This is a genomic window from Falsiroseomonas sp. (assembly GCF_030695085.1).
Classification (GTDB): domain Bacteria; phylum Pseudomonadota; class Alphaproteobacteria; order Acetobacterales; family Acetobacteraceae; genus Falsiroseomonas.
On record NZ_JAUYTS010000091.1, the window covers coordinates 1 to 14,175 of the forward strand.

At 75.0% G+C, this 14,175-nt stretch carries 15 protein-coding genes; 13 read left to right on the plus strand and 2 right to left on the minus strand.

The window, feature by feature from the left end; translation table 11 throughout:
* The 5 genes from Q8S40_RS11115 to Q8S40_RS11135 form a co-directional block, all read left to right on the plus strand.
* The coding region (locus Q8S40_RS11115) for a cobaltochelatase subunit CobN (RefSeq protein ID WP_305670444.1) at positions 1-2,202 on the plus strand (2,202 nt) is incomplete at its 5' end.
* A complete protein-coding gene (locus tag Q8S40_RS11120) occupies positions 2,202-3,335 on the plus strand; it encodes a hypothetical protein (protein WP_305670445.1) in 1,134 nt (377 codons plus the stop codon). The genes Q8S40_RS11115 and Q8S40_RS11120, both read left to right, overlap by 1 nt.
* Positions 3,328-3,954: a precorrin-8X methylmutase gene (locus Q8S40_RS11125; protein ID WP_305670446.1), complete on the plus strand. Its 627-nt coding sequence runs from the start codon at positions 3,328-3,330 to the stop codon at positions 3,952-3,954. The genes Q8S40_RS11120 and Q8S40_RS11125 overlap by 8 nt, the downstream gene beginning before the upstream one ends.
* Positions 3,951-4,670 carry a precorrin-2 C(20)-methyltransferase gene (locus Q8S40_RS11130; protein WP_305670447.1) on the plus strand — a complete coding sequence of 240 codons (720 nt, stop codon included), beginning with the start codon at positions 3,951-3,953 and terminating at the stop codon, positions 4,668-4,670. The genes Q8S40_RS11125 and Q8S40_RS11130 overlap by 4 nt, the downstream gene beginning before the upstream one ends.
* Positions 4,667-5,422, plus strand: a complete 756-nt coding sequence (locus Q8S40_RS11135; RefSeq protein ID WP_305670448.1) for a precorrin-3B C(17)-methyltransferase — start codon at positions 4,667-4,669, stop codon at positions 5,420-5,422. Before Q8S40_RS11130 ends, Q8S40_RS11135 begins: the two co-directional genes overlap by 4 nt.
* A 100-nt stretch (positions 5,423-5,522) precedes the next feature.
* On the opposite strand, the gene Q8S40_RS11140 is transcribed toward Q8S40_RS11135, so the two are convergent.
* Complete coding sequence (locus Q8S40_RS11140; RefSeq protein WP_305670449.1) at positions 5,523-6,278, minus strand: cobalt-precorrin-6A reductase; 756 nt, start codon at positions 6,276-6,278, stop codon at positions 5,523-5,525.
* Between Q8S40_RS11140 and cbiE the strand changes: the two genes are divergently transcribed.
* Genes cbiE through cobM form a run of 3 tightly spaced genes read left to right on the plus strand, consistent with a single transcriptional unit; the run spans position 6,277 to position 8,638 of the window.
* Complete coding sequence (gene cbiE / locus Q8S40_RS11145) at positions 6,277-7,497, plus strand: precorrin-6y C5,15-methyltransferase (decarboxylating) subunit CbiE (RefSeq protein ID WP_305670450.1); 1,221 nt, start codon at positions 6,277-6,279, stop codon at positions 7,495-7,497. The two genes, Q8S40_RS11140 and cbiE, sit on opposite strands and share 2 nt — an antisense overlap.
* Positions 7,476-7,877: a cobalamin biosynthesis protein gene (locus Q8S40_RS11150; RefSeq protein ID WP_305670451.1), complete on the plus strand. Its 402-nt coding sequence runs from the start codon at positions 7,476-7,478 to the stop codon at positions 7,875-7,877. The genes cbiE and Q8S40_RS11150 overlap by 22 nt, the downstream gene beginning before the upstream one ends.
* Positions 7,874-8,638 carry a precorrin-4 C(11)-methyltransferase gene (gene cobM, locus Q8S40_RS11155; RefSeq protein ID WP_305670452.1) on the plus strand — a complete coding sequence of 255 codons (765 nt, stop codon included), beginning with the start codon at positions 7,874-7,876 and terminating at the stop codon, positions 8,636-8,638. Before Q8S40_RS11150 ends, cobM begins: the two co-directional genes overlap by 4 nt.
* On the opposite strand, the gene Q8S40_RS11160 is transcribed toward cobM, so the two are convergent.
* Positions 8,605-9,705 carry a cobalt-precorrin-5B (C(1))-methyltransferase gene (locus tag Q8S40_RS11160; protein WP_305670453.1) on the minus strand — a complete coding sequence of 367 codons (1,101 nt, stop codon included), beginning with the start codon at positions 9,703-9,705 and terminating at the stop codon, positions 8,605-8,607. The genes cobM and Q8S40_RS11160 overlap by 34 nt on opposite strands.
* 53 nt (positions 9,706-9,758) lie before the next feature.
* Between Q8S40_RS11160 and cobA the strand changes: the two genes are divergently transcribed.
* The 5 genes from cobA to Q8S40_RS11185 are packed head-to-tail and all read left to right on the plus strand — an operon-like array spanning position 9,759 to position 14,158.
* A complete protein-coding gene (gene cobA, locus Q8S40_RS11165; RefSeq protein ID WP_305670454.1) occupies positions 9,759-10,547 on the plus strand; it encodes a uroporphyrinogen-III C-methyltransferase in 789 nt (262 codons plus the stop codon).
* A gap of 5 nt (positions 10,548-10,552) precedes the next feature.
* Complete coding sequence (locus Q8S40_RS11170; RefSeq protein ID WP_305670455.1) at positions 10,553-11,872, plus strand: cobyrinate a,c-diamide synthase; 1,320 nt, start codon at positions 10,553-10,555, stop codon at positions 11,870-11,872.
* Positions 11,869-12,861 (plus strand): nicotinate-nucleotide--dimethylbenzimidazole phosphoribosyltransferase, encoded by a 993-nt coding sequence (cobT, locus tag Q8S40_RS11175; RefSeq protein WP_305670456.1) that lies wholly within the window; start codon positions 11,869-11,871, stop codon positions 12,859-12,861. Before Q8S40_RS11170 ends, cobT begins: the two co-directional genes overlap by 4 nt.
* The gene (locus Q8S40_RS11180; protein WP_305670457.1) at positions 12,861-13,613 is read left to right on the plus strand and encodes an adenosylcobinamide-GDP ribazoletransferase; all 753 of its coding nucleotides are present in this window, start codon (positions 12,861-12,863) and stop codon (positions 13,611-13,613) included. The genes cobT and Q8S40_RS11180 overlap by 1 nt, the downstream gene beginning before the upstream one ends.
* Entirely contained in the window at positions 13,607-14,158 is a 552-nt protein-coding gene (locus Q8S40_RS11185) for a histidine phosphatase family protein (protein WP_305670458.1), read from the plus strand. Before Q8S40_RS11180 ends, Q8S40_RS11185 begins: the two co-directional genes overlap by 7 nt.
* Positions 14,159-14,175 lie beyond the last annotated feature (17 nt).

The window sequence follows — 14,175 nt, forward strand, 5'->3', positions numbered from 1 at the left end:
ATGGCGCTGCTGCGCCTGCGCGCCACGCCGCCCGCCGAACGGCGCCTGGCCATCCTGCTGCCGGACTATCCCGGCGCGGGTGGCCGCACCGGCTATGCGGTGGGGCTCGACGTGCCGTCCAGCGTGCTGGCGCTGCTCGAGGATCTGCGCGCGGCCGGATACACGCTGAGCGATCCGCCGGCCACGCCGCGCGCCCTGCTCGACGCGCTGGCCATGCCCGCCGCAAGCTGGCCGGTCGCTGACTACCTGGCGCAGGGTGGCACAGCCGATGAAGCCTGGGGCGAACCAGATCAGGACCCGGGCGTAGCCGATGGCGCCTTCCACTTCCGCGCCATCACATTCGGAAACATCCTGTTGGCCGTGGCGCCGGACCGTGGCCGCGCCAGCGACCGCCGCGCCACCTATCACGACCCTGCCCTGCCGCCGCGCCACGCGCTGCGCGCCTTCGGCCTCTGGCTGCGGCACGCACGCGACGTGCATGCGCTGGTCCATATGGGCGCGCATGGCACGCTGGAATGGCTGCCGGGCAAGGCCGTGGCGCTGACCGTCGCTTGCTTCCCCGAACAGGTGCTCGGCGCGCTGCCGGTGATCTATCCCTTCCTGGTCAGCAATCCAGGCGAGGCCGCACAGGCCAAGCGACGCATCGCGGCGGTGACGCTCGGCCATCTGCCGCCGCCGCTGACCACGCCCGGCCTGGCGCCGGAGCTGCAGGACCTCGACCGCCTGCTCGATGAATTCGCCGCCGCGGACGGCATGGACCGCCGCCGCCGCGAGCGTCTGGCGCAGCTCATCCAGCAGGCGGCGGAATCCGTGCCCACTTTGCCCGCTTTGCCCGCCGATCCGGATGACCGGCTGCGCGCGCTGGATGCCTGGATCTGCGACGTGAAGGAGCTCGCCATCCAGGACGGCCAGCACATCTACGGCCGCGCCGCGCCCGGTGCCGATGCCGAGCGCACCGCCTGCGCCGCCTCGGAACGCGCCGGGCTGCTGGCGGCACTGGATGCGCGCCACGTCCCGCCCGGCCCCGCCGGCGCGCCGTCGCGCGGGCGGCGGGACGTGATGCCCACCGGCCGCAACCTGACCGCCACCGACCCGCGCGGCCTGCCCACCCCCACCGCCATGGAGCTCGGCCGGCTGGCGGCGGCGGAGGCGCTGCGGCTTTATGCGCAGGAACAGGGCGAGGCGCCGCGCCGGCTGGTGCTGGACCTCTGGGGCAGCGCCACGCTGCGCACGGGTGGGGAGGAGATCGCCCAGGGCCTGGCGCTGCTGGGCTGCGTGCCGGTCTGGGACCGGGCGACGGGCCGCGTCACGGGGGTGGAAGTGCAGCCGCCGGCGGTGCTGGGGCGCCCGCGCGTCGATGTCACCTGGCGCATCTCCGGCCTGTTTCGCGACCTGTTCCCGGCGCAGATCGCGCTGCTGGATGCCGCCGTGCGCGCCGTGGCCGCGCGCGACGAGACGGCGGAGGAAAACCCGCTGGCCGAGGCGCGCCTCGCCGGCCAATCCCTGGCCCGCATCTTCGGCGCGCCCCCCGGCGCCTATGGCGCGGGGCTGGAGGATGCGCTGGCCAGCGGCAGCTGGACGGCGCGGGAGGAGCTGGGCCGCGCCTATCTCGCCGGCGCCTCGCATCGCTATGGCGGCACGGCTGGCGAGGCGACGCCCGATGCGGGATTCGGCGCGCGGGTCGCCACCGCCGATGCGCTCCTGCATCCCGGCGACGATCCGGGGCGGGATTTGCTGCAGGGCGGCGCAGATGTGGCGCATCTCGGCGGTTTTTCTGCCGCCGCAGCCATGCTCGGCGCCTCGCCCAGCCTCATCACGCTGGACACCACCGACCCCGCCCGGCCGCGCGCCCGCACGCTCGATGCCGCGCTGCGCCGGCTGGTGATGGGCCGCGCGGTGGACCCCCGCTTCCTGGCGGGGCAGATGCGCCACGGGCCGCGCGGCGCCTCCGAACTGGCGGAGACGGTGGACCGGCTGGTGGCTTTTGCGGAAACCACCAGCGCGGTGGACGGCGCGCTGCTGGACCGCGTGCATGCGGCCTATGTGCAGGACGCGGCGGTGCGCGACTTCCTCCGCCGCGAGAATCCGGCGGCCGCGCGGGCCATCGCGCTGCGGCTCGGCGATGCGCTGCGGCGCGGCTTGTGGCACCCGCGAGGCAACGCGATCCCTGCCGAGCTGGCGCTGCTGATGGAGCCCGGCTGATGCGCCGCGGCGCCTGCCCGAGCCTCGCGGCCCCGATGCAGACCGGCGACGGGCTGCTGGCCCGGCTGCCGCCCGCCACCATGCCGCCCGCGGACTGGGTGGCGCTGGCGCGGGCGGCGCAACAGGCGGGCAACGGGCTGCTCGACATCACCGCCCGCGGCAGCGTGCAGATCCGCGGGCTGCGCGCCGAAACGCTGGACCTCGCGGAGAGCCTGGTGCCCTCGGACTGGCCGCGCGGCGCGCTGGTGATGACCTCGCCGCTGGCGGGCGATGCCCCCGATGAGGTGGCGGACCCGCGCCCGCTGGCCCGGCGCATTGCGGCCGCCGCGCCACTCGGCCTGCCGCCCAAGGCGACCGTGCTGGTGGATGGCGGCGGCGCGCTGCATCTGGCCGGCGAGGCCGCGGATCTGCGGCTGGTGGCACAGCCGGAGGGCTGGCTGCTAGGCTGCGGTGCGGCCTGGCTCGGCCTGGGCGATGCCGAGGCTGCGCTGGCCGCCGCGCTGCTGCTGCTGGAGGCCATGGCGCGGGAGGACACGCGCGCGCCTTCGGCCGTGGCCCGTGCCGCCGCCGCGCGGCACCTGTCCCCCGCCCCGGCCCCGCCGGCGGGGACGGCACCGGAAGCCCTCGGCCTGCACGCCCTGCGGGATGGCCTCGCGCTCGGCGTCGGCCTGCCCTTCGGCAGGCTGGAGGCCGCGACGCTGATCGCCTTCGCCGAAGCCAGCGGCGCACGCGCGCTGCGTGGCGCGCCGGGCCGCGTGCTGCTGGCGCTCGGCGTGCCGAACCCTGCCGGGCTGCGCCACAAGGCCGCCACGCTCGGCCTGATCACCCAGCCGGACGACGCACGCGGCCGCGTCGCCGCCTGCACCGGCGCGCCCGCCTGCGCCTCCGCGCTGCTGGATACGCGTGCACTCGCCGCCATGCTGGCGCCGCTGGTTCCACCGGGCGCCCTGCTGCATGTCTCGGGCTGCGCCAAGGGCTGCGCGCATCCGCGCCCGGCCCGGCTCACCCTGGTCGGCACGCCGCAGGGGCTGGGCTTGATCCGGCGCGGGCGGGCGGGCGACACGGTGGCGCAGCACCTTCACACCCAGGAAGCACGCGCCAGTCTGGCGCGGGAGTTTGCCGCCGATGCATGACTATATCCGCGACGGGGCCGCGATCTACGCACGCTCCTTCGCCATCATCCGGGCCGAGGCGGACCTCGCGCGCTTCTCGGCGGAGGAGGAGGAGGTGGCGGTGCGGATGATCCATGCCTGCGGGCTGGTCGAGGCCGCTTCGCATTTCGCCTTCGCGCCAGGTTTCGTCGCCGCCGGCCGCGCCGCGCTGCGGGCCGGCGCGCCGATCCTGTGCGATGCGGAGATGGTGGCACGCGGCGTCTCCCGCGCACGCCTGCCCGCGGACAACCAGGTGATCTGCACGCTGCGCGACCCGCGCGTGCCGGAGATGGCGGCGGCGATCGGCAACACCCGCTCCGTCGCCGCCATGGCGCTGTGGGGCGAGCATCTGGCCGGCAGCGTCGTCGTCATCGGCAACGCGCCAACCGCGCTGTTTCATTTGCTCGACATGCTGTCGGACGGCGCGCCGCGACCCGCCGCGATCATCGGCATGCCGGTTGGGTTTGTCGGCGCGGCGGAGTCGAAGGAGGCGCTGATGGAAGCGCCGCTCGGCATTCCCTGGGCCGTGGTGCGCGGCCGGATGGGTGGCAGCGCCATGGCGGCGGCCGCGCTCAATGCGCTGGCGAGGGTCGGGCTGTGACGGGGCGGCTTTATGGGCTGGGCATCGGCCCGGGCGACCCGGAATTGCTGACGCTCAAGGCGGCGCGGCTGCTCGATGCCGTGCCGGTCGTCGCCTATTTCGCGAAGCAGGGCCGCGCCAGCCATGCGCGCGCCATCATCGCGGACCGGCTGCGGCCGGGCGTGGTCGAACTGCCGCTGCTCTATCCCGTCACCACCGAGATTCCGCGCAGCGACCCGGCCTATCGCGCCGCGCTCGACACCTTCCACGACGCGGCCGCCGCCACCATCGCGAGCCACCTGGAAGCGGGCCGCGACGTGGCCGTGGCGAGCGAGGGCGATGCGCTGTTCTACGGCTCCTACATGCATCTGCATGTCCGCCTGGCGCATCGCTTCCCGACCGAGGTGGTGCCCGGCATCACCGCCATGTCCGGCGCCTGGGCGCTGGCCGGCCTGCCCATCGCGCAGGGCGACGATGTGCTGACCGTGCTGCCGGGCACGCTGGAGGAGGATGCGCTGGCCGCACGGCTGGCGGGCACCGAGGCCGCGGTCATCATGAAGCTCGGCCGCAACCTGCCGCGCGTCCGCGCTGCGCTGGCGCGTGCGGGCCGTCTCGAACAGGCTGTCTATGCCGAGCGCGTCGGCACCCCGGCGCAGCGCGTGCAGCGGCTGGTGGAACGCGATGCGTCGCCGGCGCCCTATTTCTCGCTGATCCTCGTCCCGGGCTGGGCGCAATGACGGGCCGTCTGGATGTCGTCGGCATCGGTCCCGGCGATGCCGCGCTGATCACCCCCGCCGCGACCGCGGCGCTGGCGGCGGCGGAGGCGCTGTATGGCTACGGCCCCTATCTCGCCCGCGTCCCCGAACGTCCAGGCCAGCAGCGCCACCCCACCGACAACCGCGAGGAGATGGACCGCGCCGCCGCCGCGCTGGATTCCGCCGCCACCGGGGCGCGCGTGGCCATGGTCACCGGCGGCGATCCCGGAGTCTTCGCCATGGCCGCCGCGGTCTGCGAAGCCATCGAGCACGGCCGGCCGGCATGGCGCGCGGTGGAGCTCGCCGTCCATCCCGGCATTACCGCAATGCTGGCCCTGGCCGCAAAGGCCGGCGCGCCGCTCGGGCATGATTTCTGCGCCATCTCGCTGTCGGACAACCTGAAGCCCTGGCCAGTGGTGGAGCAGCGGCTGGCGGCGGCGGCGGGGGCGGGTTTTGCGATCGCGCTGTACAACCCGATCAGTCGTGCCCGGCCCTGGCAGCTCGGCGCCGCCTTCGCCTGCCTGGCGCAGCACCTGCCGCCGGAAACCCCGGTGATCTTTGGCCACGCCGTGGCGCGGGCGGCGGAGCAGGTGGTGATCGTGCCGCTGGCCGAGGCTGCCGCGCAGCCCGCCAGCATGGCGAGCTGCATCATCATCGGCACGCTGCACACCCGCATCGTGCCCCGGCCCGGCCTGCCGCCGCTGGCCTATACCGCGCGGCGGCTCAGCGCATGATCGAGCCAGTCGAGCGCCGGGCGGCCGCGTCCGCGGCCTTGGCTTGCCGGATTTCCAGCGGGCCGCCTTCGCGGCCTCGCACGCCTAGGGCGTGCGCAGGTCAGCGCCTAGGACCGTTGGCATGATCCAGCCAGTCGAGCGCCGCCTCCACCGTCGTAACCCGCGGCGCCTCCGGCAGGGCCGGGCGGTCCAGCAGGAACACCGGCAGGCGGCGGGCGCGGGCGGCGACCAGCTTGGCGAAGCTCGCCGTGCCGCCGCTGTTCTTGCAGACGATCGCCTCGATGCCATGCGCGTGCAGCAGGGCTTCCTCATCCGCCAGGGTGAAGGGGCCGCGGGCGGTCAGGCAGGTCACCTCCGGCATGGGCGGCGGCGGCGTGATGGGGTCGACGCTGCGGATCAGGTAGCGGTGCTGCGGGGCCGCGGCAAAACCCGCCACCTCCTGCCGTCCCAGCGCCAGGAAGACCCGGCGCGGCGCGGGGCCGAGGGCGGCGCAGGCCGCCGCGACATCGGCCACAGGTCGCCAGTCATCGCCGGGCTCGGCCAGCCAGGCCGGGCGGTGCAGCACCAGCAGGGGCACGCCGGCGCGGCGCGCGGCCAGCGCGGCATTGGCGGAGATGCGCGCGGCATAGGGATGCGTCGCATCCAGCAGCGCGGTGACGCGATGCGCGCGCAGATAGGCCTCCAGCCCCTCCGCCCCGCCAAAGCCGCCGCTGCGCACCGGCACCGGCATGGCGACCGGGTTCAGCGTGCGGCCGGCGAGCGACAAGGTGACCGTGAGATCGGTGCGCGCCGCCAGCCGCAGGGCCAGCGCGCGCGCCTCGGTCGTGCCGCCCAGCAGCAGAAGGTGTGGTCGCATGGATGAGGCTTCGCGCGGCGCGCCCTGGTTGTCCATCATCGGCCTCGGCGAGGACGGGCTGGCGGGACTTGGCGAGGCCGCGCGCGCGGCTCTGGCCGGGGCGGGGACGGTGTTCGGCGGCGCGCGGCATCTCCGGCTGGCGGCCGGCGGCATCACCGGCATGGCGCAGTCCTGGCCCTCGCCCTTCAGCGTGGCGCCGGTGCTGGCGCTGCGCGGGCAGGCGGTGGCGGTGCTCGCCTCCGGCGATCCGATGTGGCACGGCGTCGGCGCCACCCTGCTGCGCGACATTCCGGCCGGGGAGGCGCGGGTCTTCCCGCAGGCCTCCGCCGCCAGCCTGGCCGCCACCCGGATGGGCTGGCCGCTGGCGGAGGTGACGGTGCTGTCGCTGCATGCCCGCGATCCGGCGCTGCTGCGCCCGCATCTGCATCCCGGCGCCCGGCTGATCCTGCTGACCAGCGACGCCGCCCAGCCGGCCGCAATTGCCGCCCTGCTGGCCGCAGAGGGTTTTGCGACCAGCGCGATCACGGTGCTGGAGGCGCTGGGCGGGTCGGATGAACGCCTGCGCCATGCCACGGCGGCGGCTTTCGACCTCGACGGCATCCATCCGCTGAACACGCTGGCCATCGAGGTCCTGGCCGGGCCGGATGCGCGCTGGCTGCCGCGCGCGCCCGGGCTGCCGGACGACCTGTTCCAGCATGACGGGCAACTGACCAAGCGGGAGGTGCGGGCCATCACCCTCGCCGCGCTGCGGCCCTTCCCCGGCGCGCTGCTCTGGGATGTCGGTGCCGGTGCCGGGTCGATCGGCATCGAATGGATGCTGGCGCATCCCGCCTGCCGCGCCATCGGCATCGAGGTGCGGGCGGATCGCGCGGCGCGGGCCGAGGCGAATGCGCGCGCGCTCGGCGTGCCCGGCCTGCGCCTGGTGTCGGGCGAGGCGCCGGCCGCCTTCGCCGGGCTGCCGCCACCCGATGCGCTGTTCCTCGGCGGCGGTGCCAATGATCCATGCGTGTTCGATGCGGCGCTGGCGGCGCTGAAACGCGGCGGCGTCTTCGTCGCCAATGCCGTGACGCTGGAGACCGAGGCGCTGCTGCTGGCCCGCCACGCGGCGTTGGGCGGCGAGCTGCTGCGCATCGGCCTTTCGCGCGCCGTCGCCGTGGGCGGGATGACGGGCTGGCGCCCGGCCATGCCGGTCACCCAATGGGTTTGGCACAAGCCATGATGGTCGCGGGGCTGGGCTGCCGGCGCGGGGCGCGGGCCGAGGATGTGACGGCGGCCGTTGCCCTGGCGCTGCAAACGGCCGGACGCGCGCCGGCGGAACTGGCGCGACTGGCCACCAGCGCCAGCAAGGCAGAAGAACCCGGCTTGCGCGCGGCGGCGGCTTCGCTAGGCCTGCAGCTCGATGCCGTGCCACGGCCGGCGCTGTTGGCCGCCGCGCACGGCTGCCTCAGCCATTCGGCGCGTGTCCTTGCCGAGACGGGCGTGCCCTCGCTCGCCGAGGCGGCGGCGCTGGCCTCCGCCGGGCCGGGCGCGCGGCTCCTCGGCCCCCGCATTTCGGTGGCCCGCGCCGTCACCTGTGCCCTGGCGGAGACCACCCCATGACCGTGCATTTCATCGGCGCCGGGCCGGGGGCTGCGGATCTGCTGACGCTGCGCGGACGGGACATTTTGGCGCGCTGCCCGGTCTGCCTGTTCGCCGGCTCGATCATCCCGCGCGAGATGCTGGCCCATTGCCCGCCCGGCGCGCGCCTGGTGGATACCGCGCCGATGAGCCTGGATGAGATCGAGGCCGAATGCGTCGCGGCGCATGCGGCCGGGAAGGATGTAGCGCGGCTGCATTCCGGCGACCTGTCCATCTATTCCGCCATCGCCGAGCAGACGCGGCGGCTGGAGGCGCACGGCATCCCCGTGACGCTGACCCCCGGCGTGCCCGCCTTCGCCGCCGCCGCCGCATTGCTGGGGCGGGAGCTGACGGTGCCGGCGCTGGCGCAGTCGGTGGTGCTGACCCGCATGCCCGGCCGCGCCTCCCCCATGCCCGGCGGCGAGACGCTGGCCGCCTTCGCCGCCACTGGCGCGACGCTGGCCATCCACCTGGCCGTGCCGCAACTGGCGCGCATCGTCGATGAACTGACGCCCTTCTACGGCGCGGGCTGCCCCGCCGCCGTGGTGGTGCGCGCAAGCTGGCCGGATGAGCAGGTGTTCCGCGGCACCCTGGCCGATATCGCGCCGGTGGTGGCCGCCGCGGGGGTGGAGCGCACGGCGCTGATTCTGGTCGGCCCGGCCCTGGCGCCCGAGGGGTTTCGCGAAAGCGCCCTCTACGCGCCCGACTATCAGCGGCGGTTTCGCGGGAGGGAGGGGCTGTGAGGCAGTTTTGCAAACACCGCACGGCCGACCAGCCGGCCGGTGCGGTCAAAGACAACGACCTCCAGTTCGCTGGGCGCAGGGGCGAGCGCTTCCGCCGCCACGTCCCAGGCACGGGCCGCGATGGCATCGCCCAGTGGATGGCCGGCGGCCTCGGCCATCTGGAAAGCCTCGGCGACGGTGTTGGCGGCGGCCACCCGCGCGGCCAGGGCCGCATCCGGCAGCAGTGCGCCCAAGGCGGCCAGGTCAGCCTCGCCGCGCTTGGAATGCAGGTCGAGCCTTCCCTGCGCCAGCTTGGTCATCTTGGCGACGCCGCCGGCGATGGTCACGCGCGGCACCGGATGGCGGCGCAGGTATTTCAGCAAGCCGCCGACGAAATCGCCCATCTCGATCAGCGCCACATCGGGCAGGCCATGCAGCGCCTGCACCGCGGCCTCGGAGGCGGAGCCGGTGCTGCCCGCCACATGGCCAATGCCCATAGCGCGCGCCACATCGACGCCGCGATGGATGGAATCGATCCAGGCGGCGCAGGAATAGGGGATGACGATGCCGGTCGTGCCCAGCACGGACAGCCCGCCGACGATGCCCAGCCTTCCGTTCAGCGTGCGCTCCGCCAGCTTCTCGCCATCGGCGATGGCGATCTCCACCTCGACATCCGCATCCGGTGCGATCTCGGCCAGCGCGGCGCGGATCATGGCGCGGGGGCCGGGGTTGATCGCGGGCTCGCCGGGCGGAATCGGCAGGCCGGGGCGCGTCACCATCCCCACCCCCGGCCCGGCCCGGAACACCACCCCCGCACCCGGCGGCAGCGGCCGCAGCGTCACCAGGATCAGCGCGCCATGCGTCACATCGGGGTCATCCCCGGCATCCTTCACCACGGCGGCCATCGCGCCGCCCGCGACGAACTCGGCCCGCGCCAGGGCGAAGGCGGGGGTCTCGCCCCCGGGCAGGCGGATCGTCACCGGATCGGGGAAGACGCCATGCCGCAGCGCGGCATAGGCGGCCTTTGCCGCCGCCGTGGCACAGGCGCCGGTGGTCCAGCCGCGCCGCAAGGCCTTGCCCCCATTCATCCGCTTTCCGGTAGCGCCAAGCGGGCCGCCGCGCCATGCCCGGCGGTGCAGCCATGAACACCGACACGCTCGCCGCCCTCCTCGCGCAGTCGCGCCGCATGGTACCGGGTGAGGTCTGGCTGGCCGGCGCCGGCCCCGGCGATCCCGGGCTGCTGACGCTGGAGGTGCTGGCCGCCCTCGGCCAGGCCGATATCATCATCCATGACGCGCTGATCGAGGCCGAGGTGCTGGCCCTCGCCCGCCCCGGCGCCGAGCTCGCCTTCGTCGGCAAGCGCGGCGGTCGTCCCTCCGCCCGCCAAGCGGAGATCTCGGCCCGGCTGGTGGCGGAAGCCCGCGCCGGGCGGCGGGTGCTGCGGCTGAAGGGCGGCGACCCCTTCGTCTTCGGCCGGGGGGGGGAGGAAGCGGTGGCGCTGGCCGAGGCCGGCATCCCCTTCCGCGTGCTGCCGGGCCTGACCTCGGGCCTCGCCGCCATGACGGCCGCCAATATCCCGGCGACGATGCGGGAGACCAACCAGGCGATCATCCTGGCCACCGGCCATGCGGCGGAGCATGGCGGCGGGCTCGACTGGGCGGCGCTGGCCCGCACCGGCCAGCCCATTTTGCTCTACATGGCCACCCGGACCCTGCCGGCGATCGTGGCCGGGCTGATGGCGGGCGGGATGCCGCCGGAGACGTCGGCCGCCGTGGTGGTGGGGGCGACGACGCCAGATCAATCCGTTCTGGTGACCCGGCTGGATGCGCTGACGGGGCTGGACATCCCCTCCCCGGCCATCATCGGCATCGGCGCCATCGTGGCCGTGCGGGAACGCCTGCTGGCGCATGCCGGCCGGCTGCTGGCCTGACCGGGATGCGCGGGCTGGTGATCGCGGCGCCGCGCTCCGGCGCTGGCAAGACGACGGTGACGCTGGGGCTGCTGGCCGCGCTGGCGGCGCGCGGCGTGGCGGTGCGCGCGGCGAAGATCGGGCCGGACTACATCGACACCGCCTTCCACGCCGCCGCCACCGGCCGCCCCGGCCTGAACCTGGATAGCTGGGCGATGCCCGCCGCGTTGCGCGACGCCCTGCTGGCGGAGGCCGCGACCGGCGCCGAGCTGCTGCTGGCGGAGGGCGCCATGGGGCTGTTCGACGGGATTCCGGGGCCGGAGGGGCAGCGCGGCTCGGCGGCCGATCTCTGCGCGCGGCACGGGCTGCCGGTGCTGCTGGTGCTGGATGTCGGCGGCCAGGCGCAGACCGCCGCCGCCGTGCTGCGCGGCTTCGCCACCCACGACCCCGCCGTGCGCATCGCCGGCGTCGTGCTGAACCGCGTCGGCAGCCCGCGCCATGCAAGGCTGGTGGAGCAGGCGATGGCGCCGCTCGGCATCCCGGTGCTGGGCGCCATCCCGAAGGAGGCGCCGCCCGCTCTGCCGGAGCGCCATCTCGGCCTGGTCCAGGCCGAGGAGCACCCGGCCCTGGCCGCGGCGCTGGCGGCACTGGCCGAGATGGCGGAGGCGCATCTCGATCTGGACGGCATCCTGGCCGCCGCCGCACCGCTCCGCCTGCATCCCGGCCCGCCGCCGGTGGCGCTGCGCCCGCCCGGGCAGCGCATCGCACTCGCCCGCGATGCCGCCTTCTCCTTCGTCTATGGCCATGTGCTGGCGGGCTGGCGCGCGGCGGGGGCGGAGATTTTGTCCTTCTCGCCGCTCGCCGACGAGGCGCCGCCCGACTTCTGCGATGCCTGCTGGCTGTCCGGCGGCTATCCGGAGCTGCATGCGGGGCGGCTGGCCGCCGCGTCGCGCTTCCGCGCCGGGCTGTCGCATTTCGCGGCGACGCGGCCGGTGCATGGCGAATGCGGCGGCTACATGGTGCTGGGCGTCGGGCTGACCGATGCCGCGGGCCAGGACCACGCCATGGCCGGCCTGCTGTCGCATGGCACCAGCTTCGCCAAGCGCCGGCTGCATCTGGGCTACCGCCGCGCGCGGCTGCTCGCCGAGGGGCCGCTCGGCCCGGCGGGGCAGCATCTGCGCGGCCATGAGTTCCACTACGCCACCGAGGTCGATCCCGGCCGCGACACCGCCTTCGCCACGCTGGCCGATGGCGAGGGGCGCGACCTTGGCCCGGCCGGCGGGCAGCGTGGCCGGGTCTCGGGCAGTTTCTTCCACATGATCGCGGCCGAGGATGCTTCAGGATGATCGATGTGCAGGCGCGGCTCGACGCGCTGGCCAAGCCGCCCGGCAGCCTCGGCAAGCTCGAACGTCTGGCCGCGCGCCTCGCCGTCACCCAGGGCCGGCTTGACCCGCGCACCACGCCGCGCCGCCTGGTGGTCTTCGCCGGCGATCACGGCGTGGTGGCGGAGGGGGTGGGGCTTTGGCCCTCCGCCGTGACCGGGGCGATGATGCGGCTGATGCGCGCCGGGCGATCCTCCGCCAGCGCGCTGGGCCGCGCGGCGGGGGCGGATTTCCTGCTGGTGGATGCGGGGTCCTGCGCCGAGGGCATGGCGCCGGGGCCCGGGTTCCTGGATGCGCGCATCGGGCACGGCACGGCGAGCTTCGCGCAGGGTCCGGCGATGACGGTGGCGCAGTTCGATGCCGCCTGGGCGCTCGGTGGGCGCATCGCGGCCGAAGCGGCAGCGGAGGGCATCGCCGTGCTGGCGCTGGGCGAGATGGGCATCGGCAACACCACCTCCGCCGCTGCGCTCGGCGCGCTGCTGACCGGGGCGCCGGTCGAGGCCATGGTCGGCCCCGGCGCCGGCGCCACGCCCGAAAGCCTCGCCCGCAAGCGCGCCGTGGTCGCCGCTGGTCTCCTGATCGCGCAGGGTGAGCGCGATGAACGCGCCGCGATCGCGGCGGTCTGCGGCTATGAAATCGCCGCCCTGGCAGGCTGCATCGCAGGCTGCGCGCAGCAGGGCGTAACGGTGGTGCTGGATGGGCTGATCGTTGGCGCCGCGGCGCTGGTGGCGCAGCGCCTGGCGCCTGGGGCGCTCAAGACGGCGATCGCCGCGCATGTCGGCGCCGAGCCGGGTCATGCGCGGATGCTGGAGGCGATGGGGCTGGAGCCCTTCCTCGATTGGGGCCTGCGCCTCGGCGAGGGCACCGGGGCTGCGCTGCTGCTGCCGCTGCTGGATGCCGCCGCAGCCCTGCTGACCGAGGTGGCGACGCTCGATGAGGCGATGGGCGGCTGATGCGGGAATGGGCCCAGCCCGCGGCGCTGGCGCTGCGCTTCCTCAGCCGCCTCTCGCCCCCCGGCGAGGAAATGGCGCGCTTCGAGCGCGACCTGCCGCGCGCGCTGGCCTGCTTCCCGCTGGCCGGCGCGTTGCTCGGCGCCATCACGGCGTTGGTCCTGTGGGCGGCGGCGCTGGTGTTTCCGCTGTATCTCGCGGTGCTGGTGGCGCTGGCCTTCGATGCCTGGCTGACACGCGGGCTCCATGAGGATGCGGTGGCCGACCTGGTTGACGGGCTGGGCGGCGGCCGCGCGCCGGAGGATGTGCTGCGCATCATGAAGAACAGCCAGATCGGCGCCTTCGGCGCGCTGGCGCTCGGCTTCGCGGTGGCGCTGCGCGCGGCGGGGCTGGTGGCGCTGGAGGATCCGGGGCGTGCGGTGGTGGCGCTGGTGGTGGCCGGGGCCGCGTCGCGCCTGCTGATGCTGGCGGTGATGTGGCGCGTGCCGGCGCTGCCCGGGCTGGGCGCGCGGGTGGCGGGCGCGATGGATGGGCGGCGCTTCGCCCAGGCGGTGCTGCTGGCGGCGCCGGTGCTGCTGGCGGGTGCCTGGATCGCACCTGGCGGCATGGCGCTGGCCCTGGCGGCGGGGCTCGCCTTCCTGGCCTGGTATCGCGCGCTGCTGCTGCGCCGGCTGGGCGGCAGCAATGGCGATGCGATGGGCGCGGCCGCCTATGCCGGTCTGGTCGGCACGACCTTGGCGCTGGCCGCATGGTGACGCTGCTGCGCCATACGGCCGTGGCGTGGCATTGGCAGGGACGTTGCTATGGCGTTAGCGATGTGGGGCTCTCGGCGGCCGGCCTCGCCGCGGCCCGCGCACTGGCCGAGGCGCTGCCGGTGGCCGGGGTCACGCGCCTGCAGGCCTCGCCCCTGCGCCGGGCGCGGCTGCTGGGCGGGCTGCTGAGCCGCCGCCTTGGCCTGCCGCTCGAGATCGTGCCAGCCCTGCGGGAGCGGGACTTCGGCGCCTGGGAAGGCCGGAGCTGGGATGCGATTCACGCCGAGACGGGCGATTCCATGATGGGCATGATCGAGGCGCCCGACAGCTTCCGCCCCGGCGGCGGCGAGACAACGGCGGAGCTCGTGCAGCGTGTACTGGCCTGGTTCGAGACGCTGCCCACCGATGGCGGCGTGGTGGCGGTGACGCATGGCGGCCCGGTGGCAGCGCTGCGGGGCAGGCTGGCGGGGCTGCCCGTGCCGGAATGGCTTGGGCTCATCCCCGCTCATGGCGAGGCCGTCCGCCTGCCGGGCTGGACAGGCTGCTGAGCGAAGCCGTCGCGCGG